This is a genomic window from Prevotella sp. TF12-30 (genome assembly GCF_003436715.1).
GTDB classification, from domain to species: Bacteria; Bacteroidota; Bacteroidia; order Bacteroidales; family Bacteroidaceae; genus Prevotella; species Prevotella copri_A.
This window is the reverse complement of record NZ_QSQJ01000030.1, coordinates 1-21,377: the sequence shown is the minus strand read 5'-3', so window position 1 is coordinate 21,377 and position 21,377 is coordinate 1. Positions and strand designations below refer to the sequence as shown.

Annotated in this window: 15 protein-coding genes; 5 read left to right on the top strand and 10 right to left on the bottom strand. The window is 45.9% G+C overall.

Going from position 1 to position 21,377, the window contains the following annotated elements:
* Positions 1 to 7 precede the first annotated feature (7 nt).
* From DXD25_RS11250 to polA, 3 genes are all read right to left on the bottom strand, one after another.
* Complete coding sequence (locus tag DXD25_RS11250; protein ID WP_117663584.1) at positions 8 to 2,080, bottom strand: WD40 repeat domain-containing protein; 2,073 nt, start codon at positions 2,078 to 2,080, stop codon at positions 8 to 10.
* A 15-nt stretch (positions 2,081 to 2,095) separates the two neighbouring features.
* Positions 2,096 to 2,782: a hypothetical protein gene (locus tag DXD25_RS11245; RefSeq protein ID WP_233522289.1), complete on the bottom strand. Its 687-nt coding sequence runs from the start codon at positions 2,780 to 2,782 to the stop codon at positions 2,096 to 2,098.
* 330 nt (positions 2,783 to 3,112) lie between these two features.
* Complete coding sequence (polA, locus tag DXD25_RS11240; protein ID WP_117663583.1) at positions 3,113 to 5,875, bottom strand: DNA polymerase I; 2,763 nt, start codon at positions 5,873 to 5,875, stop codon at positions 3,113 to 3,115.
* 86 nt (positions 5,876 to 5,961) lie between these two features.
* Between polA and DXD25_RS11235 the strand changes: the two genes are divergently transcribed.
* Positions 5,962 to 6,939, top strand: a complete 978-nt coding sequence (locus tag DXD25_RS11235) for a polyprenyl synthetase family protein (protein ID WP_117663582.1) — start codon at positions 5,962 to 5,964, stop codon at positions 6,937 to 6,939.
* Between the two features lie 135 nt (positions 6,940 to 7,074).
* Here the strand turns inward: DXD25_RS11235 and deoC are convergent, their stop codons facing one another.
* From deoC to mnmG, 6 genes are all read right to left on the bottom strand, one after another.
* Positions 7,075 to 8,013, bottom strand: a complete 939-nt coding sequence (gene deoC / locus DXD25_RS11230; RefSeq protein WP_117663581.1) for a deoxyribose-phosphate aldolase — start codon at positions 8,011 to 8,013, stop codon at positions 7,075 to 7,077.
* A gap of 110 nt (positions 8,014 to 8,123) precedes the next feature.
* Positions 8,124 to 8,474, bottom strand: a complete 351-nt coding sequence (locus DXD25_RS11225) for a nucleotide pyrophosphohydrolase (protein ID WP_117663580.1) — start codon at positions 8,472 to 8,474, stop codon at positions 8,124 to 8,126.
* A 4-nt stretch (positions 8,475 to 8,478) separates the two neighbouring features.
* Complete coding sequence (dtd, locus tag DXD25_RS11220) at positions 8,479 to 8,931, bottom strand: D-aminoacyl-tRNA deacylase (protein WP_117663579.1); 453 nt, start codon at positions 8,929 to 8,931, stop codon at positions 8,479 to 8,481.
* A 120-nt stretch (positions 8,932 to 9,051) separates the two neighbouring features.
* The gene (uvrC, locus tag DXD25_RS11215; RefSeq protein ID WP_117663578.1) at positions 9,052 to 10,899 is read right to left on the bottom strand and encodes an excinuclease ABC subunit UvrC; all 1,848 of its coding nucleotides are present in this window, start codon (positions 10,897 to 10,899) and stop codon (positions 9,052 to 9,054) included.
* A 114-nt stretch (positions 10,900 to 11,013) separates the two neighbouring features.
* Positions 11,014 to 11,544 carry an adenine phosphoribosyltransferase gene (locus DXD25_RS11210; RefSeq protein WP_089543078.1) on the bottom strand — a complete coding sequence of 177 codons (531 nt, stop codon included), beginning with the start codon at positions 11,542 to 11,544 and terminating at the stop codon, positions 11,014 to 11,016.
* 273 nt (positions 11,545 to 11,817) lie between these two features.
* Positions 11,818 to 13,689: a tRNA uridine-5-carboxymethylaminomethyl(34) synthesis enzyme MnmG gene (gene mnmG, locus DXD25_RS11205; RefSeq protein WP_117663577.1), complete on the bottom strand. Its 1,872-nt coding sequence runs from the start codon at positions 13,687 to 13,689 to the stop codon at positions 11,818 to 11,820.
* 236 nt (positions 13,690 to 13,925) lie between these two features.
* On the opposite strand from mnmG, the gene DXD25_RS11200 reads away from it, so the two are divergent.
* The 4 genes from DXD25_RS11200 to DXD25_RS11185 all read left to right on the top strand — a co-directional run bounded on the left by DXD25_RS11200 (position 13,926) and on the right by DXD25_RS11185 (position 19,275).
* On the top strand, positions 13,926 to 14,609 hold the full coding sequence (locus DXD25_RS11200) for a succinate dehydrogenase/fumarate reductase cytochrome b subunit (RefSeq protein WP_117663576.1): 684 nt from the start codon (positions 13,926 to 13,928) through the stop codon (positions 14,607 to 14,609).
* 32 nt (positions 14,610 to 14,641) lie between these two features.
* Positions 14,642 to 16,624 carry a fumarate reductase/succinate dehydrogenase flavoprotein subunit gene (locus DXD25_RS11195; protein WP_117663575.1) on the top strand — a complete coding sequence of 661 codons (1,983 nt, stop codon included), beginning with the start codon at positions 14,642 to 14,644 and terminating at the stop codon, positions 16,622 to 16,624.
* Between the two features lie 15 nt (positions 16,625 to 16,639).
* Entirely contained in the window at positions 16,640 to 17,398 is a 759-nt protein-coding gene (locus DXD25_RS11190; RefSeq protein WP_022120108.1) for a succinate dehydrogenase/fumarate reductase iron-sulfur subunit, read from the top strand.
* A gap of 542 nt (positions 17,399 to 17,940) precedes the next feature.
* A complete protein-coding gene (locus tag DXD25_RS11185; protein ID WP_117663574.1) occupies positions 17,941 to 19,275 on the top strand; it encodes a class I SAM-dependent methyltransferase in 1,335 nt (444 codons plus the stop codon).
* Between the two features lie 109 nt (positions 19,276 to 19,384).
* On the opposite strand, the gene DXD25_RS11180 is transcribed toward DXD25_RS11185, so the two are convergent.
* Complete coding sequence (locus DXD25_RS11180; protein ID WP_233522288.1) at positions 19,385 to 20,920, bottom strand: carboxylesterase/lipase family protein; 1,536 nt, start codon at positions 20,918 to 20,920, stop codon at positions 19,385 to 19,387.
* Positions 20,921 to 21,377 lie beyond the last annotated feature (457 nt).

Genomic DNA, 21,377 nt, shown 5'->3' with positions numbered 1-21,377 from the left:
ATCAATATTAGAATACATCAATAAAGGTGAACTTCACGCCGATGCGGCGGTATTCTCCACCCTTGTTCTCAGATACTTCGATATAAGTATCATAAGAGGTCTTCATCTTCTGGAGTGCTGGGATATTCTTCTCGATATAATCCTTCACACCCATGGCACGCAAGTAAGCCAGCTGATCGTTCTCGCCGATACCGGTAGATTTGGTTACGGTGATATTGCTCAGTTCGCCGTTCTTGTGTACTGGTTCCTGCTCGAAGTCGCCATAGCAGCCATCGTATGCCACGGTGCGGCTGAATGGCAAGGCATCTGCCATACCGGTAATCTGAATCTTCACCTGCTTGCCCTCTGCGGTATATTTGGCGAAATCTTCCTCCAAAGCCTTCTTCACGATGGCGAGCATTGCCTGAGCGGCATTGGATTCTTCTACCTTAAAGCGACCTGGTGCAAAGTCATCCTTGGCCGAGTACTCCTCATCTACAGCATAAGATACATCTACATCATAGTTGAAGATGTTCTTACCTGATGCATCGGTGGCGTTGGCTACCTTGGTATGTACATCTATCTTGGTATGATCAGAGATGATGTTCTGCTCCTGGGCATTCTTCATGATCTTGTTCTTGATTTCCTCAAGCTTCAACTCTTCCATCTTGGCACCCTGAAGCTGCTCGAATGGTACGAAGTTGTCGTCTGACTCCAAGAATGCCAATGACTTACGCTCGGTGTTGTCGAACACGTATTTCTTGCCTGTCTTCTTGTTGATAACCTCGGTATATACAAGCTCGAATTCATCCTTGTCGTTCAATCCATACTGGGTATTGGTGAATTCCAGGCTTCCTGCATCCATGCCTTCCAACTCGCTAACAGGTACTGTCAAGTAGATGCTTGGCATGTTGTTGAATTCCAGGGTCAACATATTCATATCTGAGTTATAGTTACCGAGCTTTACGTCGGATGTGGTGAGGAGATTATCTGCCATGTTGGTAGCAATCTGTGACTCAAAGAGGCGCATCTGCTTCAATCTTGATTCCTCGTTCACACGGGCATTGTAGTCGTCAAGGCTCTCGCCTTCCATACGCTTCATCCACTCATCCATACGGCTGTTCAACTCATTCTTCAGCTTCTCCTGACGGTTAGGACTCAGGAATCCTACCGGGGTAAAGACGATTCCGCTGGTATAGTTGTGTACCAGATAGATATCATTCTTCACGTTCTTTGAGAAGTTGATGTACTTGATTCCGCCTTCCTTGGCATCCACGTACTGGCGGTCGTCCTCATTGAGCAGGTTGATGAAAGCCACACGCTGGTCGCCTGTTACGATAGCCAGATACTTGTTTTCCGGGTGGAAGAAGCATCTTTCAGCGATACCCATGGCATCGAAGTGCTTGCTCACGGTGAAAGTCTTGGTATCATATACATCGCAGGTTCCGTCTGCTGTGAGAACTGCCATCTGCTTGCTGTTGCTTGAGAAGGCTACGTCCTTGAAAGCTGCCTTGAGCGGAAGGGTAGTGCGCACGGTTTCATTCTCCAGGTTGATGACCTGAAGCTTATCCTTGGTGCTGGCGATGAGGAAGAATCCGTTAGGGCTTGCATCGAGGCGGGTAGCTGGTTCTTTGATGGCGAAACTCTTCACCTCGCGGGTCTTGCGGGTTTCAAAGATGTGGATTTTGGAATCCGATCCCATCACGTAGAGGAACTTGGCGTTTGGTGAATAGCAGATAGCCAGTGGCTTAAACAGCTTGTTGGTCGTAATCTTGCCCAATTGCTGATCCTTGGTCATCAAACTAAATACATCTACGGTATTCTTGTCTTTCTTGCTGTCGATGAAGGCATACGAACTGCCGCTTGGGTTAATGGTAAGTGCATTGATGCGATTACCTGTGTACATCAGGTAGTTACGCATATTATAGATTTCCTTGCCATTGTAGTAGTAGTAGCCACTGTAGTAGTTGGCAAGTCCATCTGGTACCTTATCGAATTTTACCTTGATTTCGTGCAGCTGCTTTTTCTCAGCCTCCTGTGCAGAGAGGCTGAGTGCAGTGCATCCTAACAGGCAAACAATTGCCAATGTAGTCTTTTTCATGTGACTTTGCAAATATTATTTTGTTCCCAATACGTTATCAAGTTTCTTGTGAAGCTCCGCACTCTCGTTTTCGAGGCTCTGGCGGATGGCATTCTTGGCAGCAGCCTTAGCCATGGCTCCATTGTATGCGATGCGGACGAGTACTTCCTTGTTCTTGTTCTTCAAGGTACGGTAGCACTCCATGACTGTGATGGTTCTGCCGATGCTCTGTACGATGAGGCTCTTGCTGGCCATGATACTCTTGGTAACGGTAACTGCTTCTTCCATGGCAAGCTGCTGGGTAGCTACAGAGTTGTCGATAAGACCTGAAACTTCTGTCTGAATCTGAGCTGCAAGGTTCTGCTTGGCCAGTTCCATGGCTTGCATCTTGGCGCCGTCATAGTTCTCACCGATACTCATGGCTTCACCCATGATGTACATTGGGTACATAGATTCGTCATACTGATACTGCATAGCGTATGACTTATCCAACTGCTTTTCCAGTGGGAGTGCACCAGGAGCTGTCTGCCAGCCTTCTTTCTGAAGCTTCTTGGCTTCTTTCTTTGCAGCCTTTGATGCTTTCTCGTTGAGTTCAGACTTAGATGCCTTGAGCATCTCCAAGCGTTCTTTTCTTAAGTCCTTAGCATTCTGTGCCTGGGCAAATGAACTGATAGGTGCTGTCATCAGGCAGAGCAAACCTACAAGGAAAAATAGATGTTTCATAAGCTTTGAATTTTATATTATCATTATTCTTTTTCTTTGCAAAGGTAGGGAAAAAAAGCCAATGTATGTTGGTTCATTTTGGTTCAATTCTCCTTGCCTTACCTATACTTGATAGATTTCTGCTACAAATATACAAAAAAATAATAAAAGAATCTCATAAACCTATAAAAAAAGCCGCAAATGGCTCGTTTTTTACCATTTGCAGCTATTTTTTGTTTATTTGAACGCTAGGAAAGGCTTCTTCTTCTTGTTCTTTGAAGTCTTTCTTGTTGCTCTTTGAAGTCTTTCTTCTTTCTTTTTAAGTCTTTTCCTAAAGAGTTGATGCTCTTTTTAATGCGCTTCCAGCCAGTTCTTTCCCCAGCCGGCATCAGCAATCAAAGGAACCTTGAGCTTATAGGCATTCTCCATTTCCTCTATCACGATTTTCTCTACCTTCTCTTTTTCCTCTGGATAAACAGAGAAGTTGAGTTCATCGTGTACCTGGATGATCATCTTACTCTTGATGCCCTCTGCCTTGAATCGGTTGAAGATCTTCACCATAGCAACCTTGATGATGTCGGCTTCTGATCCCTGGATAGGGGCATTGATGGCATTGCGCTCTGCGAAGCCTCTTACTGTGCCGTTCTTGCTGTTGATATCTGGCAGGTAGCGACGACGGTGGAAGAGGGTTTCGGCATAGCCTTTCTCCCTTGCTATCTCTTTCGACTTCTCCATATAGGCATGTACGCCCGGGAAGGTGCGGAAGTAATCTTCTATGATTTGCTTCGCCTCTCGGTTCTCGATGTTCATGCGCTGAGCAAGGCCGAAGGTGGTAATGCCGTAGATGATACCGAAGTTGGCCGTCTTTGCTTTCTTGCGCTGGGCATCGGTTACGTCCTTGATGTCTTCATGCCAGATCTTGGCTGCAGTAGCTGCGTGGATATCTGATCCTTCCAGGAAAGCCTCTACCATATTAGGATCCTCGCTCAGGTGTGCCATGATGCGGAGTTCTATCTGGGAGTAATCTGCAGAAAAGAACAGACATCCCGGCTCTGGGATAAAGCATCTTCTTATCTCCTTTCCGTCATCATCGCGCACAGGGATATTCTGCAGGTTCGGATCGCTGGATGACAGGCGACCCGTAGCGGTGATGGTTTGGTTAAAGGAGGCATGGATGTGACCTGTACGAGGATTAATGAGCTTAGGAAGAGCATCTACATAGGTTCCCAACAGTTTCTTTAATCCTCTGTAGTTCAGAATCTCATCGATGATTGGACTCTTGCTGCGCAATTGCTGCAATACTTCCTCGCTCGTTACGTACTGTCCGGTCTTTGTCTTCTTTGGCTTTTCCACAATCTTCATCTTGCCGAAGAGAATATCGCCTACCTGACGTGGAGAACCAATATTGAATGATTCGCCTGCCAACTCATAGATATGATGTTCTATCTCATTGAGTCGATTGGTTAAATTATTAGACGTTTCCTTCAGTGTATCTGTGTCTATACATACGCCAGTCATCTCCATGTGGGCAAGAACAGGCACCAACGGCATCTCTACATTCCAGAATAAATCCTCGCACTCTATCTCCTTGAGCTTTGGTTCGAGTACATTCTTCAGGCGCAGGGTGATGTCGGCATCTTCTGCTGCATACTCGTAAACTTCTGCCGGAGACAGGTCGCGCATCGATTTCTGGTTTTTTCCCTTAGGACCTATCAACTCTTCTATGTGAACCGTCTGGTATTTGAGATATACCTCGGCGAGGTAATCCATATTGTGATAAAGCTCCGGCTGGATGAGATAATGAGCAATCATCGTATCGAACATCTTTCCCTGTATCTCCACTCCGTAATTCATCAGCACTTCGTAATCGTACTTGATGTTTTGTCCCACTTTCAGAATTTCCGGGTTCTCGTAGAGCGGTTTGAAGATGTTTACGAATTTTAAGGCTTCTTCACGTTCCGCTGGAATTGCAACGTAGAAAGCCTCTTTCTCCTTTACCGCAAAGCTCAATCCCACTAATTCTGCATCTACTGCGGAGGTGGAAGTGGTCTCTGTGTCTAAACTGAGAATCTGCTTTGTAATTAAATAGTTAAAGAGATTTCGTGCATCTTCTTCTGTTTCAATGAGTTTGTAGGTGTGAGCAACCGTTTTAATGGTTTCAAAACTCGTGTTTTCTTCCTCTTCTTGCCCATCGTCTTGCTGTGCGCCAAAGAGATCAAGCTCTCCTGTAGCCTTTGTTTGCACTTTTTGAGGTTTTTTAAGAACACGCTTTGCGAACGACTTAAACTCCAGATCGGTGAAGATTTCATCCAGCTTGGCATTGTCTGGTTCTTCCAGTTTCAGATCTTCCATCTTGAGCTCTACCGGAACATCGGTTCTGATGGTTGCCAGGAACTTCGAAATTTTGATATCCTCTATGGCACCCTCCACTTTCTCGCGAAGCTTGCCTTTCACCTCGGCGCTGTTTTCTATCAATCCCTCTACGCTTCCAAACTGGTTGATGAGTTTGATGGCTGTCTTCTCTCCAACACCCGGGCATCCAGGGAAGTTGTCGGCAGAGTCACCCATCAATGCCAGAAGATCGATAACCTGGAGTGGGGAAGAGATGCTGTATTTCTCTTCAATCTCGGCAACGCCCAACTTCTCGTAACCACCGCCATGGCGAGGTCGGAACATGAATACGTTGTCTCTTACCAGCTGGGCATAATCCTTATCTGGTGTGAGCATATAGGTTTCGATACCCATCTCGCCTGCCTTCAAGGCAACGGTACCAATGATATCATCCGCCTCGAAACCATCCACCTGAAGAATAGGAATATGATAAGCCTCCAGGATATTCTTGATGATAGGTACCGAGAGCTTGATGTCTTCCGGTGTCTCTTCTCGCTGTGCTTTATACGCAGGAAAAGCTTCGTGACGGAAGGTTTTGCCATGGTCGAAAGCCACGGCAATATGGGTTGGCTTCTCCTTGGTGAGTATCTCGTTGAGGGTATTGCAGAAGCCCATTACACACGAAGTATTAAGTCCCTTCGAATTGATTCGAGGGGCTTTCATAAAGGCATAATACGACCTATAAATGAGCGCATATGCGTCTAAAAGGAACAATTTATCCATAATATTCATTTTTATGGTGTAAAATTACTAAAAAAATGCGATATTTCAAGAATAAATGCGTAATTTTGTATCAAATTTCAGAATTAATGGACTATTTATCACTTATTAAGCAGCCTATTGAGGCAGAATTGGCAGATTTTGTTGATTTGTTCAACAAATCTTTGATGCATAGCGATGGCCTTCTTTCCCAGGTGCTCGACCATATCCGTCAGCGCGCTGGTAAACGAATGCGCCCTATGCTCATCCTGTTGATGGCGCGAAATTTCGGCAAGGTTTCAGAGGTTACCCAGCATTCAGCAGTCGGTTTGGAGTTGCTCCATACCGCCTCTCTTGTGCATGATGATGTGGTAGATGAAAGCGGCGAGCGTCGTGGTCAAGCAAGTGTGAATGCTACTTATAATAATAAGGTAGCCGTGCTTGTTGGTGACTATATTCTTTCTACCGCTTTGCTCAATGTTTCCTATTCACACTCCGAGGAAATCGTACGCTATCTGGCAGAATTGGGTCGTATCTTGTCGAATGGTGAGATACTTCAGCTCAACAGTATTAGTAATGATGAAATCTCAGAAGAGATATATTATCAGGTAATCAAACAGAAAACAGCTGCTCTCTTTGAGGCTTGTGCAGGTATTGGTGCAATGTCAACTCATGCTTCTGCCATAGAGATAGAAGAGGCGAAGCGATTCGGTCAGAATCTGGGTATTATCTTCCAGATTCGTGATGACATCTTTGATTATTACGACTCCAAGGAGATAGGTAAACCTACCGGAAATGATATGACCGAGGGAAAGCTTACTCTTCCGGTTATCTATGCCTTGAAATCTACTGGCGACGAAGAGATGCTGAAGCTTGCACGAAAGGTGAAGGCTCGTACTGTATCGCGAGAAGAGATTGCTCAGCTTGTTGCGTTTACCAAGGAAAACGGCGGTATTGAATACGCTGATAAGCGTATGTGGGATTTCCATGCCGAGGCGATGACTTTCCTTGATACCTATGTGGAGGATAAGAGCATCTATAATGCGCTGAAGGCTTATTTGGATTTTGTGATTGAACGTAAGGCGTAATATCATTTAATCACGCAATTTTGATTTATTGAAACTTGATATACATTAAAGGAAAGGGCTGGTTCTCTCGTTGAGAATCAGCCCTTTATCTTTTATCTATCTCCTTTGTCAAGGTTTGAATTACACGATTGCCTTTTAGAAGTACTTGATTTCCTTTCCTACAAGCTCGCTTAAGAGGAGGTTGGTAAGGCGTGAGGTTCCCAGGCGCAACCACTCGTTGGTCAACCATTTCTCACCCAAAACTTCCTTCACGATGGTGTAGTAAACCACTGCGTCGTGAACGGTGTTGATGCCGCCGGCAGGCTTGAAACCAATCTGGATGCCAGTCTTCTCATAATATGCCTTGATTGCCTGGCACATTACGTAAGCTGCCTCTGGAGTAGCTGAAACCTTCTCCTTACCTGTAGAAGTCTTGATGTAATCAGAACCTGCATACATGGCAAGAACAGAAGCCTTCATGATGTTGCTGCAGTTCTTCAAATCGCTTGTTTCCAGGATACACTTCATCTTGTGCTCGCCGCAGGTTGCCTTCAACTCCTGGATATCGTCGCAGAGACCTTCGTAATCCTCGCTGAAGAATTTGCCAACTGGCATAACGATATCTACCTCTGTAGCGCCATCCTTGATAGCCATAGCTGTCTCGGCAATCTTTACCTCTATGAATGTCTGAGATGAAGGGAAATTGCCGCTTACTACTGCGATTTCTACGCCATCTACTTCCAAACTCTGACTGATAAGTCCTGCGAAGTTAGGGTAGGTGCATACGGTTGCTACGTGAGGAAGTTCAGGATAATCCTTGGCAAATTGATTTACCTTTTCAATCATTGCCAGGATGCTTTCTTCTGTATCTTCTGTATGAAGAGATGTAAGTTCGATGCTGCCAAAGAGGAATTTCTTCACCTCCATGGTTTCGTTTTCTGCTACCTTCTCGTCAAGAATCTTCTTTACTTCTGCTGCTACTTCCTCGTCGTTGAGGTCGCAGTTATACTGTTTCAAGACAGATAAATACTTATCGTCTGACTCGCTGTATTGTCCCTGCTGCTGTGCAAGAACCTGTTCTTTAATGCTGCTCATACTTAATGTTACTTGTTTAATTATTAAAGTTGAGTTATCTATATTATTCTTTAAATTTCGGTTTTACTCCTTCGATTTCGGAGGTGCTTCTTCCTTCAATTTCGGGTTGTTTACTCCTTCAATTTTGAATCATTATGATTCTTCAATTTCGGATTGTCCTTATGTCTTTCCGAATCCCTTTGGGTCTTTTTGTCGATGCTTTTCTGGAGCTCTTCGGTAAGATCGATACCCGTTTGGTTAGCCAGACAGATGAGAACCCAGAGAACGTCTGCCATTTCCTCTCCTAGGTTAGGCTTTTCGCCTTTCTTGAAGCTCTGGTCGCCGTATGTTCGGGCGATGACACGAGCCAGTTCTCCTACTTCTTCCGTAAGACAAGCCATATTGGTTAGTTCGCTGAAATAGCGAACGCCATATTCCTTAATCCACTTATCTACTGCTTCCTGTGCTTCTTTTATTGTCATTTTCTTATTCCTTATTATGGGTATCCATCATGATGGTAACAGGACCATCATTCAGTAATTCTACCTTCATGTCGGCACCAAATTCGCCCGTTCCTACTGGTTTTCCGAGTGCATCGGAAAGCTTTTTGCAGAATTCCTCGTAGAGCGGAACGCTGATTTCGTGTTTGGCAGCTCTTAGCCAGCTAGGGCGATTACCCTTCTTGTAGCTGGCGAATAGGGTGAACTGGCTAATCACCAGAACCTCGCCGTTTACATCCATGATAGAGCGGTTCATTACGTGATTCTCGTCGTCGAAAACACGAAGGCCTATGACCTTTCTAACCAACCAATCTACGTCTTCTGAAGTGTCGCTTTCCTCAACGCCGAGAAGGATTAGATAGCCCTGCTTGATGGCAGATTTCACTTCTCCTTCGATGGTAACAGAGGCATGACCGACACGTTGTATTACTATTCTCATATTACTACTTTGAACTTTGAATGTTGAACATTGAACTTTATGAATAGCATTTTGTGGAATCCTGGGTTCTGTTCAATCTTTATTATTATTACTATAGTTTCAACTGCAAATATACGACTTTTATTTCATATTCTCGCTCTTTTCTGTGAAATATTTCGCAAGAATCTCGGCTTTATGAGGTCCTAATACCTCTGAAAGCTGTTCCTGTGATGCTTCTTTTATCTTTTTCACGCTCTTAAACTTGCTCAGAAGCGCTTCTTTTGCCTTAGGACCGATGCCCTTGATGTCGTCTAACTCGGAATGGAGAGCGTGCTTGCTTCGCTTGTCGCGATGGAAGGTGATGGCGTATCTATGTACCTCGTCCTGTATCTGCGTCAACACCTTGAAAAGCTCGCTTTCTGGTGGTAGAGCGATGGTTTGTGGCGGAAAACCGTAGAGAAGTTCGTTGGTGCGATGGCGGTCGTCCTTGGCAAGACCTGCGATAGGGATTTCCAGGTGCAGTTCGTCTTCTATCACCTCTCTTACCACCTCCATCTGCCCCTTGCCACCATCGGTGATGATGAGGTCTGGCAGGGGAGTTTCTTCCTCTAGCATGCGACTGTACCGGCGTCTTACCACCTCCTGCATCGAAGCATAATCATCTGGTCCTTCCACCGTCTTGATGTTGTATTTTCTATAGTCCTTTCTTGATGGTTTCATACCTTTATATACAATACATCCAGCCACGGCATCGGTACCCGATATGTTGGAATTATCGAAGCATTCTATCTGGTAAGGCATCTTTGGAAGCTTCAGTTTCGATTGCAATTCCTTCATCAATCGGGTTTGCTTCTGTTCAGGATTGAGCTTTTCAGCCTGCTTCAAACGGTCGAATTTATACTGCTTGCAGTTCATTTCCGATAGTTCCAGAAGGTGCTTCTTGTCGCCCCTCTGAGGCACGAAGAAGGTAGCATCTTTCAGCTTCCATTCCATCTCGAAAGGTACGATGATCTCCTTCGAAGTGGAGTGGAAACGCTCCCTGATTTCCGGTATGGCGGTAATCAGAAGTTCCTCGTCGCTTTCCTCCAACTTGCGCTTGTACTCGTAGGTAAAGCTCTGGTTGATGGTGCCGTTTTTCACGTGAATATAGTTGATGAAGGCGTTCTTGTTGGCGTCATCATTCACGATGGTGAAGACATCCACATCGGTAATCGTATGGCTTACCACCTCGCTTTTTGCCTCAAATTCGTCCAGTAATTGATACTTCTTCTTGTATTCTTCGGCTATTTCAAAGCGTAGAAGCTCGGCATTTTTCATCATCAGATCATAGAGATATTTGCTTACTTCACGGGTATTTCCCTTCAGAATTTCACGCGCCTGGCGCATGTTTTCCTGGTATTCCTCGTAGCTCTGCTTGCTGATGCAGGGTGCTCCGCAGTTGTGAATATGGTACTCCAGACAGGGCTTATATTTGCCTTCCGCCACGCCTTCTTTGGTGATAGGAAACCTGCAAGTACGGGGTTTATACAGCTTCTTGATGACCTCCAGAACGGCATACATACTGCCAACATGAGGGTAAGGGCCGAAGAAAGTTCCCACCTTTTTATTGATATGGCGCGTCTTGAAAATGCGGGGAAAATACTCGTTGGTAACACATATAGAGGGGTAGGTTTTGCCGTCTTTCAGCAAAACATTATACCTTGGATTATACTTTTTAATAAGGCTGTTTTCCAGCAAAAGTGCATCTTCTTCGGTGTTCACGACGGTGTATGAGATGTCGAAAATCTTAGAAACAAGCACCTTTGTCTTGTATCTATCTACCTCTTTATGGAAGTAGGAAGATACTCTTCTCTTCAGATTTTTCGCCTTTCCTACATATATAATCGTGTGGTTCTCGTCGTAATATTGATAGCTTCCCGGTTTCTCCGGCATGCTTAAGACGATGCTTTTTAACCGTGCTAATCTTTCCTCATTTTCTTGTTTCGTCATACCTTTATGGGGTTAAAATAGGGTGAAAGAGCGTTGCTGTTTCACGTGAAACGGCAACGCCCGTATGCTTTATAACTGCAGAATAATATGCATTATTCAAGCATTTTTTATGCTTTACAACTGCAATAACGTAGATACTTCTACATCCTCATCGAAGTTCTTTCTGCCTTCGAAATTCTCGTTTACGAGCTCGATGATAAAGTTAGCATACACCTTCTTTGGGTGGAATTTCTTCACCAGATTGCAGGCTGCCTTCATGGTTCCGCCGGTAGCGAGAAGGTCGTCGTGAAGGAGGATTATGTCGTTCTCGTTGATGGCATCTTCGTGGATTTCGATGGTGTCCATACCGTATTCTTTCGCATAGCTTTCCTGTACGGTTTTGCATGGAAGCTTACCTGGCTTTCGGCATAAAACTACGCCTGCGCCGAGACGGATTGCGAGGGCAGAAGACATCACGAAACCACGTGATTCGATGCCTACAATCTTGGTAATACCTTTGTCTTTGTAGATCTCGTACATCTCATCGCAGATCTCTTTAAGAGACTCTGGATTCTTAAACAGGGTACTTACATCGCGGAAGTTTACCCCCTTGATAGGCCAATCTGGAATGCAACGCAGATTGTCTAATAATAGCTGATTGTTCATTGTCTTTTATACTATAAATTAATACTATATTTTTTATTGTTTCTTCGAGTTTTGGCAGCTTTTATCGGCTGTGTTCCACGGAAACACTGAAGTTTTTCTTTAACCACAATTTTCTTGATGCAAAAGAGTCTAAGTTCTTTGTTATCAAATGCTTTATGTGAGAGTGGTTTCACGTGAAACATTGCTGAGATCCCTTGTTTTGCAGGTTTTTTCTTGCTGAAACCGCCAATTCTTCTGCTTGTCTTCCAGGTAAGACGAGCAATGCATCTTTGCTTATCTTCCCAGTAGGACGAGCAGTACATTGATGTCGCTTGGAGATACACCTGGAATTCGGCTTGCCTGAGCCAACGTGTCAGGGTCGATGCGCTCGAGCTTTTGTCGTCCTTCTGTTGAGATTTCGAGAATCTCAGAGTAGTTGAAGCGTCCCTTGATTCTGATGTTCTCCAGACGGTGCATCTTGTCGGCGATGAGTCGCTCGCGCTCGATGTATCCTTTGTACTTCATCTTGATTTCTGCCGCCTCGGCAATCTCTTCTTTCCGGTTGTCTGGTGCTTCCATCGCTGCCTTCAGGTCGGGGATGATTTCCGACAGGTTCTGAAGGTTGAGATGCGGACGAGCCACGAGGTCGATGAGCTTGCAGCCGGCGCGGAGTGGAGTAGTGCCGAGTGCTTCGAGCTTCGGATTGATCTCGTCTTTCTTGATAGGATAGTTGGCGCAGAAGTCTATGATTCTTTCGATAGCATCTTTCTTCTCCATCCACCAGTCGTAACGGTCGCGCTTGGCGATGCCGAGCTCGTATGCTTTTTCCGTGAGTCGGGAATCGGCGTCGTCCTGGCGAAGCAGGATGCGGTACTCGGCTCTTGAGGTGAACATGCGGTATGGTTCATCTACACCCTTTGTGGTGAGGTCATCGATGAGTACGCCGATGTAACTCTCGTCTCGCTTCATCTCGAACGTCTTGTCGCCCACGCAATGAAGTGCAGCGTTGATTCCGGCAACCGTGCCCTGACCTCCTGCTTCTTCGTAACCGGTGGTTCCGTTTACCTGTCCGGCAAAGAAAAGTCCCTTGATGATTTTCGACTCCAGCGAATGCTTCAGCTGGGTTGGGTCGAAGTAATCGTACTCGATGGCGTAACCTGGTCGGTAGATCTTCGCATCTCTCAATGCCGGGATTTCGTGGAGTGCATCCAGTTGGATTTCCATCGGCATGCTGGATGAGAATCCATTCAGGTACATTTCATTGGTGTCTTCACCTTCTGGTTCCAGGAAGAGCGGGTGCTGTTCCTTGTCGGGGAAGGTGACAAGCTTGGTTTCGATGCTTGGACAGTAACGGGGACCTGTGCTTTGGATTTGACCATTATATAAAGGTGAGTCGTTTAATCCGCTTTTCAGGATTTCGTGCACCTTGCTGTTCGTATAGCATGTCCAGCAAGGAAGCTGTTTCAGAACTCTGTGGTTGCCCATGTACGAGAACTGATGGAAATCGATGTCACCCGGTTGCTCCTCCATGTCTTCGAAGTGAACGCTTCGCTTGTCGATGCGGACAGGAGTTCCTGTTTTCATTCTTGCCGATGTGATTCCCCATCGGGTGATGCTTTCTGTGAAATGATGAACGGCAGGTTCTGCACATCTTCCACCTTCCACCATCTTTCTTCCCACGTGCATCAATCCGTTGAGAAAAGTGCCAGCGGTGATGATGATGCTCTTGGCATAGAATTCTGCACCCCAGATGGTGCGCACGCCGATTGCCTCTCCGTTTGCTACGAGAAGCTCGTCTGCCTGGTCTTGCCAGATGTCGAGATGGTCGGTATGGTCGAGAATGGTTCTCCATTCCCAGATGAACTTGCCACGGTCGCATTGAGCACGAGGACTCCATACGGCAGGTCCCTTTCCTATATTAAGCATACGGAACTGGATAGCCGTCTTGTCGGTGACGATACCCATCTGTCCGCCCAGTGCATCAATCTCTCGCACAATCTGTCCCTTGGCAATACCGCCTATGGCAGGATTGCAACTCATCTGACCAATCTTGTTCATGTCCATCGTTATCAAGCAGGTGTTGGCGCCCATGTTTGCCGAGGCAGCTGCTGCCTCGCATCCGGCGTGCCCTCCACCGATAACGAGTACGTCATAATTGAAGTTCATAATCTCTGTTTCTAATCTATATTTTATCTAATTTTCGGCAAAAGTAAGAAATTTAATTGAAATTTTAGCAAAAATACTTTGATAAATCATTAAAATATAGTAATTTTGCAGCAGACTTGCGAAAATATACCTATAAATGAGGATTGCAGAATGCCTTGAAAGTGGTATTGCAAGTACGAGATGAAGGAAATAATAAATTAGTTTCAAACAGTTAAATAATTAAAATTCAATCATTTATGTGGTTAATCAATTCATCTATTGGTAGAAAGGTAGTGATGTCAGTAACTGGTATCGCTCTTATTCTATTCTTGACATTCCACGGTTGCATGAATGTGGTTGCGCTTTTCTCTGGAGAAGCTTACAACGCAATCTGCGAGTTGTTGGGTGCTAACTGGTACGCCGTAGTTGCAACATTAGGTTTGGCAGCTTTGGCAGTTTGTCACATCGTTTACGCTTTCATCCTGACAGCACAGAACCGTCGTGCTCGTGGTAATCAGCGTTACGAGGTAACCGCAAAGCCAGAGAAGGTAGAGTGGGCTAGCCAGAACATGTTGGTGCTCGGTATCATCATCGTTCTCGGTTTGTTGCTTCACCTCTTCAATTTCTGGTACAACATGATGTTTGCTGAACTTTTGGGTACAAGCTTCGGCCACAGCCCAGCAGACGGCTTCGCATTCATTCAGGACACCTTCGCTAACCCAGTGTTCGTAGTTCTCTACATCATCTGGTTGGTAGCTCTTTGGTTCCACCTCACTCACGGTTTCTGGAGTGCTATTCAGACTCTCGGTTGGAACGGTAAGACTTGGTTCTGCCGTTGGAAGACTATTGGTATGATTTACTCTACCATCCTGCTTCTCCTCTTCATCGTTGTCGTATTGGCATTCGCTTTCGGTTGCGCTCCATCTTTGTGCTGCGCATAATTCGTATAATCATTTAAGTATTAAAAAAGATTATGGCAAAAACATTAAATTCTAGAATACCTGAAGGACCAGTTGCTGAGAAGTGGACCAACTATAAGGCTCACCAGCGTTTGGTTAACCCAAAGAATAAGTTAAAGCTCGACGTTATCGTCGTAGGTACAGGTTTGGCAGGTGCTTCTGCAGCTGCTTCTCTTGGCGAGATGGGCTTCAACATCTTGAACTTCTGCATCCAGGACTCTCCACGTCGTGCTCACTCTATCGCTGCACAGGGTGGTATCAATGCAGCTAAGAATTATCAGAATGATGGTGACTCTGTTTACCGTCTGTTCTACGATACAGTAAAGGGTGGTGACTACCGTGCTCGTGAGGCTAACGTTTACCGTTTGGCTGAGGTGAGCAACGACATCATCGACCAGTGCGTAGCTCAGGGCGTTCCTTTCGCTCGTGAATACGGTGGTATGTTGGCTAACCGTTCTTTCGGTGGTGCTCAGGTATCTCGTACATTCTATGCTAAGGGTCAGACAGGTCAGCAGCTCCTCCTCGGTGCTTACTCTTCTTTGAGCCGCATGGTTGAGGCAGGTAAGGTTAAGCTCTTCACCCGTTACGAGATGGAGGATGTTGTTATCGTTGACGGTCACGCTCGTGGTATCATCGCCAAGAATCTGATCACAGGTAAGTTGGAGCGTTTCTCTGCCAACGCCGTAGTTATCGCTACCGGTGGTTATGGTAACGCTTACTTCCTTTCTACAAACGCTATGGGTTGTAACTGTACAGCAGCTATCCAGTGCTACCGCAAGGGTGCTGACTTCGCTAACCCATCTTACGTTCAGATTCACCCTACATGTATCCCTGTTCACGGTACAAACCAGAGTAAGTTGACTTTGATGTCAGAGTCACTCCGTAACGATGGTCGTATCTGGGTTCCTAAGAAGATTGAGGATGCCAAGGCATTGCAGGCAGGTACAAAGAAGGGTTCTGATATTCCTGAGGAAGACCGCGACTACTACTTGGAGCGCCGTTACCCTGCATTCGGTAACCTGGTTCCTCGTGACGTGGCTTCTCGTGCAGCTAAGGAGCGTTGCGACAAGGGCTTCGGTGTCAACAACACAGGTCTTGCCGTATTCCTCGACTTCTCTGAGTCTATCAACCGTCTCGGTATCGACGTTATCCTTCAGCGTTATGGCAACCTCTTCGATATGTATGAGGAGATTACCGACGTTAACCCAGGTGAGTTGGCTAACGAGATTAACGGCGTGAAGTACTACAACCCAATGATGATCTTCCCTGCTATCCACTATACAATGGGTGGTATCTGGGTTGACTACGAGTTGATGACCACAATCCCAGGTCTCTTCGCTATTGGTGAGTGTAACTTCTCTGACCACGGTGCTAACCGTTTGGGTGCATCTGCTTTGATGCAGGGTTTGGCTGACGGTTACTTCGTATTGCCATACACCATCCAGAACTACTTGGCCGATCAGGCATTGTGGCCAAAGCTCTCTACCGATCTCCCAGAGTTCGCAGAGGCAGAGGCAGGTGTTCAGAAGGAAATCGACCGCCTGATGGGTATCCAGGGCAAGCGCTCTGTAGATTCTATCCACAAGGAGTTGGGGCACATCCTTTGGGAGCACGTAGGTATGGGTCGTACCAAGGAAGGTCTTGAGGAAGGCTTGAAGAAGATGAAGGCTCTCCGCGAGGAATTCAACAAGAACCTCTTCATCCCTGGCAAGAAGGAAGGCTTGAACGTAGAGTTGGATAAGGCTATCCACTTGCGTGACTTCATCTTGATGGGCGAGTTGATCGCTTACGACGCATTGCACCGCAACGAGAGCTGTGGTGGTCACTTCCGTGAGGAGTACCAGACAGAGGAAGGCGAGGCTAAGCGTGATGACGAGAACTTCTTCTACGTAGGTTGCTGGGAGTATCAGGGCAACGATACAACTGCTCCAGTGCTCAACAAGGAACCTCTCGAGTATGAGGCAATTAAGGTACAGACAAGAAATTACAAGAATTAAAAAGCGAACAAGACAATGGCAAGAAATATAAGTTTCACAGTTAAGTATTGGAAGCAGGACGGCCCTACAGCACAGGGTCACTTCGATACACACGAGATGAAGAACATCCCAGATGATACTTCATTCCTCGAGATGCTCGACATCTTGAACGAGGAGCTCATCGAGTCAGGTCAGGAGCCTTTCGTCTTCGACCACGACTGCCGCGAGGGTATCTGCGGTATGTGCTCTCTCTATATTAATGGTACACCTCATGGTAAGACTGAGCGTGGTGCTACAACATGTCAGCTCTACATGCGTCGTTTCAACGATGGTGACGTTATCACCGTTGAGCCTTGGCGTTCTGCTGGTTTCCCTATCATCAAGGACTGTATGGTTGACCGTTCAGCATTCGACAAGATCATCCAGGCAGGTGGTTACACCAGCATCCGTACAGGTCAGGCTCAGGATGCCAACGCTATCCTGATTCCTAAGGAGAATGCAGACGAGGCAATGGATTGCGCTACATGTATCGGTTGCGGTGCTTGTGTTGCTGCATGTAAGAATGGTTCTGCCATGCTCTTCGTCAGCTCAAAGGTTAGCCAGCTGGCACTTCTCCCACAGGGTCGTGTAGAGGCTGCTGCCCGTGCTAAGAAGATGATTGCACGCATGGATGAGCTCGGATTCGGTAACTGTACAAACACTCGTGCTTGCGAGGCTGTTTGTCCTAAGAACGAGTCTATCGCTAACATCGCCCGCTTGAACCGTGAGTTCTTGAAGGCTAAGTTGGCTGACTAATCAACCGTATCTCTTAAGACACCGGATTTTTCTCTTCGCATTCGAACGAATGCGAGAGAATTTTCTCAAAAACCCTTCACTCTTCACCTTTTGTGTGTAAGCGGTTGAAGGATAGGTAGTTGGGTGGGTGAAGAGTTAAAATGACTCTTCACCCACCCTTCACCTTTTTATAAGGCTGGAGCTTTTGGAGCTCTTCGGTTCTGTAGCTATTCCGTTGTGGGTCAGTGATTTACATTTATAGGTGAAGAGAGGTGAAGAGTGGTGAAGAGTCAGCGCCACTCTTCACCTCTCAAATCCCCAGTGTTTATCGGGGTTTCAGGCTAAATGGTGAAGAGTGAAGAGTGAAAACGAGAGTAGGCTTTTTTACTGCGGAGGCCTCATTCCAATTTTTGCCTTGCCATGGCATTTTTTTGCCCTTTAGGAGGGCATTTTTTTGCCATTGCCAGGCAATATTCCTTATGTCGTGAGAGGTTTAAAAGAACAGAAGTATTAAGCTATAAAAATATAAAGTACCATTCCATAAAGATATAAAAAGAGCATAAATGATGAACCAAGCTACTCAAGACTTTATTCGCCAGCACCAGGACGAAGATGTCCGCCAGCTGGCTTTTCTCGGAAGCAAGTATCCGGAAGTAGATATGCCTTTCGCTCTCGATCAGATTCGCGGGCGAAAGATGGCTCGTGTCAAGTTGCCTCGTTGGGCAAGTCTCGAAGGCATCATCTATCCTCCTCATATTTCTATGGAGCAATGCTCCTCTGAATCTACTGCGCTTTACAAGGCAGAATTGGCTGCGAGACTGCTCGGTTTGCCGGCTTCTTCATCTGGAACCGAGATGAAGACTGAAAATGAAATAGAGTTTGTTGACCTGACAGGTGGATTTGGAGTAGATTTCTCTTATATCGCAGCCCGATTGGGAGTGAAGTCGATGTACGTGGAGCGTCAGGCTCATCTCTGCGAGGCGGCTAAGGAGAACTTTGAGCGACTGGGCTTGAAGAACGCCATCGTGAAGAATGGGGATGGAATAGAGGTTCTTCATTCTTTTCTGCCAAAGAAAGATGATGCTGCATCAGCTGATGATTCTTTAGGCATCATTTATGACCAACCTTTGTCATTACTTAAGACCAAGCTTGGTCTTAAGTTAATCTTCATTGATCCTGCCCGTAGAGATGATGCGGGCAACAAGGTGGTATCCTTGAAGGATTGCACGCCCGATGTTACCGTTTTGCAGGAAGAGATGCTTTCGAAGGCAGATTACGTTATCATCAAACTCTCTCCGATGCTCGACTGGCACCGTGCCATAAGCGAATTAAGCCACGTAAGAGAGGTTCATATCATCTCCGTGAACAATGAGTGCAAAGAGCTCCTTTTAGTGCTCTCTGCGCGAAATATGGGCGGAAATCTCCGCATTTATTGCGTCAATGATGCGCAATCCTTCGTCTGCGACGAGATGGATATGGAGTCTTCTTCCGTCAAGATTGCCCCATCCACGCTTGAAGAGATGCAGTATCTTTATGAGCCGAATGCGTCGTTGATGAAAGCCGGCTGTTTCGGTGTTCTTTCCGATCGTTATGATGCGAGGATGCTTTCCAAGAACAGCCATCTTTTCGTGAGCCAGGCACCTATCGAAGCATTCCCTGGCAGAAGTTTCCGCATCATCGCCATCTCTTCTTTCAATAAGAAGGAGTTGAAGCGTCATCTGTCAGGAATCACCAAGGCGAACATCGCTACCCGCAACTTCCCTCTCTCCGTAGCGGAATTGCGCAAGCGATTGAAGCTGAAGGATGGTGGTGAAACCTATATTTTCGCCACCACACTGAGCGACGAAAGCCATGTGCTGGTAATAACGGAGAAAGCTTGTCAGAAAATTAAAGAATAAGAAAATGAGGTTAATTAGGTGTTGCATTGATACCAATGCAGGAACTGATGTGAAATGTTTGCGAAATATGAGGGTGCGCCATAGGCTTATGACACACCCTCTTGACGTATTATTTTCTTTTTTCCTTGAAGAACTTCTCGAAGAAGTCCATTTGCTTTTGATTTTGAACAGGCCCCAAATGCAGTCCTTCCTTCATAATCATCACCGTTGGTTTACCTTCCTGGTAGGTAGTCCAGAAAGGAAGGCTATTCCCATTTGGATTTCCTGTCTTGGTAAAGTTGATCCAGTAGCATGACATGATTTGTTCCATGTGCTGCTCCGTCTCGGTCATCTTTCCAGAGCCAAACTTATAGCCATAGATGAATGGCATCTCTGCCACATGGCTAGCTCCTCCCTTGCGGCTTTTCACGATGGTGTTCTCTGAGTCTTGGTCAAAGTAATACATATACACCTTGCCCTTGCCGGTCTTGCTCTGCAGGTTAGCCCAGGCATACGTTCCCCATGCAAAGGAGCCATCACGGAAAATGTCGGATTGGGCGAAGTAGGTTTCTTCCTCTGTCTTGGCAGGATAGAGACTGAGAACCTGGTCTGCCCAGCTTCCATATATCTCATGGATTCTTTTCTCATGGTCACTTACACTGACAGGGCGGCTAAACATACTTCCTTCGTCGCTGTTGGTTCCTATGATGACATTTACATCATTGTAGTTTCCCTTTTCATAGAGCTTATACTGGTCATCGGTGATGGAGTAGCCGTCAACGTTTGGCCAGAAGGACTCAAAGTCGGTATTCTTCACGATGTCCATAGCCGGAACTTTTCTTAGCTGCTTCAAGTTCTTAGCCTTGAGTCTCTTTTGAAGGAGAAGTCCACCTGCTTCTGCCGCTTTGGTGGTGAGCATGGCTGTGTTACCATTTCTGCTTTCACCCACAGGCCAGAAGGAGCTACCACTTTCGCTGATGGCTCCTCGGAAGAGTCCCTTGGCAAGGGGAGAGGCGCATAGTATACTTACCGAGATACCACCGGCAGATTCTCCTGCAATGGTAATCTTGTCAGGGTCTCCACCGAAGGCAGCGATATTGTCGTGAATCCATTTTAAGGCCATCACTTGGTCAAGGATGCCATAGTTACCAGATATGTTCTTGCCAGATTCCTTACTCAGCTCTGGATGTGCCATGAATCCCAAGGCTCCCAAGCGGTATTCTATGCTGCAATAGATGATGCCTTCCTTGACAAAGCTTTCCTGAGTTCCACTGTAGGAGCCAGAAAGAAAGGCTCCTCCATGAATCATCACAAATACAGGGAGTTTGTCATTCTTGCTCTTGGCTGGCGTTTCCACACTGAGGTATAGGCAGTCCTCGCTCATGCCCTGTTCACCACCATTTTGGTTAGGGTCGATGGGCTGTGGTGGACGGTCTCCCCATTTGTCTGCTTTGAATACTCCCTTCCAAGGCTTCTTGCTCACAGGGGCTTTCCATCTGAGGTTGCCCACTGGTGCTTCTGCGTATGGGATTCCCTTGTATAGGGCGAATCCTTCATGTTCCACTCCTTCAATTTCTCCTTGCTCCACTGTTGTTCTTAGCAGTTGGGCGTTAGCTGCCGATAGGCAAAAGAGTGCCAGGGCTGCTATCAGTAGATGTTTTTTCAATCTCATTTCTGGTTATTCCATTAATTCCGCAACACTATTATTAATTAAACTTTTTAAGCACCTGAGCAACAGAAAGTTGCTCAGGATTTTGCTATGTCAGAATTTTCACTTATCTTAGTGTTGCGAAAAGAAAACAAGCAAAACTCTGATATGACATGGCAAAGATACAAATTAATTCTGAGAAACTCACTCCTTTTGGAGGAATAATTTCGGGTCATGGAGCAATTTGACTCCATATTGTCTTCTGTGATCGACTCTACCCTCAGAATGTCACTACTCATTTGGTGAAGGGAAGGATATTTGTTTGTTCAAGATGCCTATTGAGGGTATCTTGAACAAAAATATCCTTGAAATCGTTTTGTTATCTCAATGGAAAGTTGTACTTTTGCGCTCATATATGATAGTTGAATATTATAATTTACAATACTCTGTTAATTCTTATGTAATCGATTGAAAA

Excerpts from the sequence above, each read along its gene's own strand:
- DXD25_RS11250 (WP_117663584.1), bottom strand. The coding sequence starts at position 2,080 with ATGAAAAAGACTACATTGGCAATTGTTTGCCTGTTAGGATGCACTGCA.
- DXD25_RS11245 (WP_233522289.1), bottom strand. The coding sequence starts at position 2,782 with ATGAAACATCTATTTTTCCTTGTAGGTTTGCTCTGCCTGATGACAGCA.
- polA (WP_117663583.1), bottom strand. The coding sequence starts at position 5,875 with ATGGATAAATTGTTCCTTTTAGACGCATATGCGCTCATTTATAGGTCG.
- DXD25_RS11235 (WP_117663582.1), top strand. The coding sequence starts at position 5,962 with ATGGACTATTTATCACTTATTAAGCAGCCTATTGAGGCAGAATTGGCA.
- deoC (WP_117663581.1), bottom strand. The coding sequence starts at position 8,013 with ATGAGCAGCATTAAAGAACAGGTTCTTGCACAGCAGCAGGGACAATAC.
- DXD25_RS11225 (WP_117663580.1), bottom strand. The coding sequence starts at position 8,474 with ATGACAATAAAAGAAGCACAGGAAGCAGTAGATAAGTGGATTAAGGAA.
- dtd (WP_117663579.1), bottom strand. The coding sequence starts at position 8,931 with ATGAGAATAGTAATACAACGTGTCGGTCATGCCTCTGTTACCATCGAA.
- uvrC (WP_117663578.1), bottom strand. The coding sequence starts at position 10,899 with ATGACGAAACAAGAAAATGAGGAAAGATTAGCACGGTTAAAAAGCATC.
- DXD25_RS11210 (WP_089543078.1), bottom strand. The coding sequence starts at position 11,544 with ATGAACAATCAGCTATTATTAGACAATCTGCGTTGCATTCCAGATTGG.
- mnmG (WP_117663577.1), bottom strand. The coding sequence starts at position 13,689 with ATGAACTTCAATTATGACGTACTCGTTATCGGTGGAGGGCACGCCGGA.
- DXD25_RS11200 (WP_117663576.1), top strand. The coding sequence starts at position 13,926 with ATGTGGTTAATCAATTCATCTATTGGTAGAAAGGTAGTGATGTCAGTA.
- DXD25_RS11195 (WP_117663575.1), top strand. The coding sequence starts at position 14,642 with ATGGCAAAAACATTAAATTCTAGAATACCTGAAGGACCAGTTGCTGAG.
- DXD25_RS11190 (WP_022120108.1), top strand. The coding sequence starts at position 16,640 with ATGGCAAGAAATATAAGTTTCACAGTTAAGTATTGGAAGCAGGACGGC.
- DXD25_RS11185 (WP_117663574.1), top strand. The coding sequence starts at position 17,941 with ATGATGAACCAAGCTACTCAAGACTTTATTCGCCAGCACCAGGACGAA.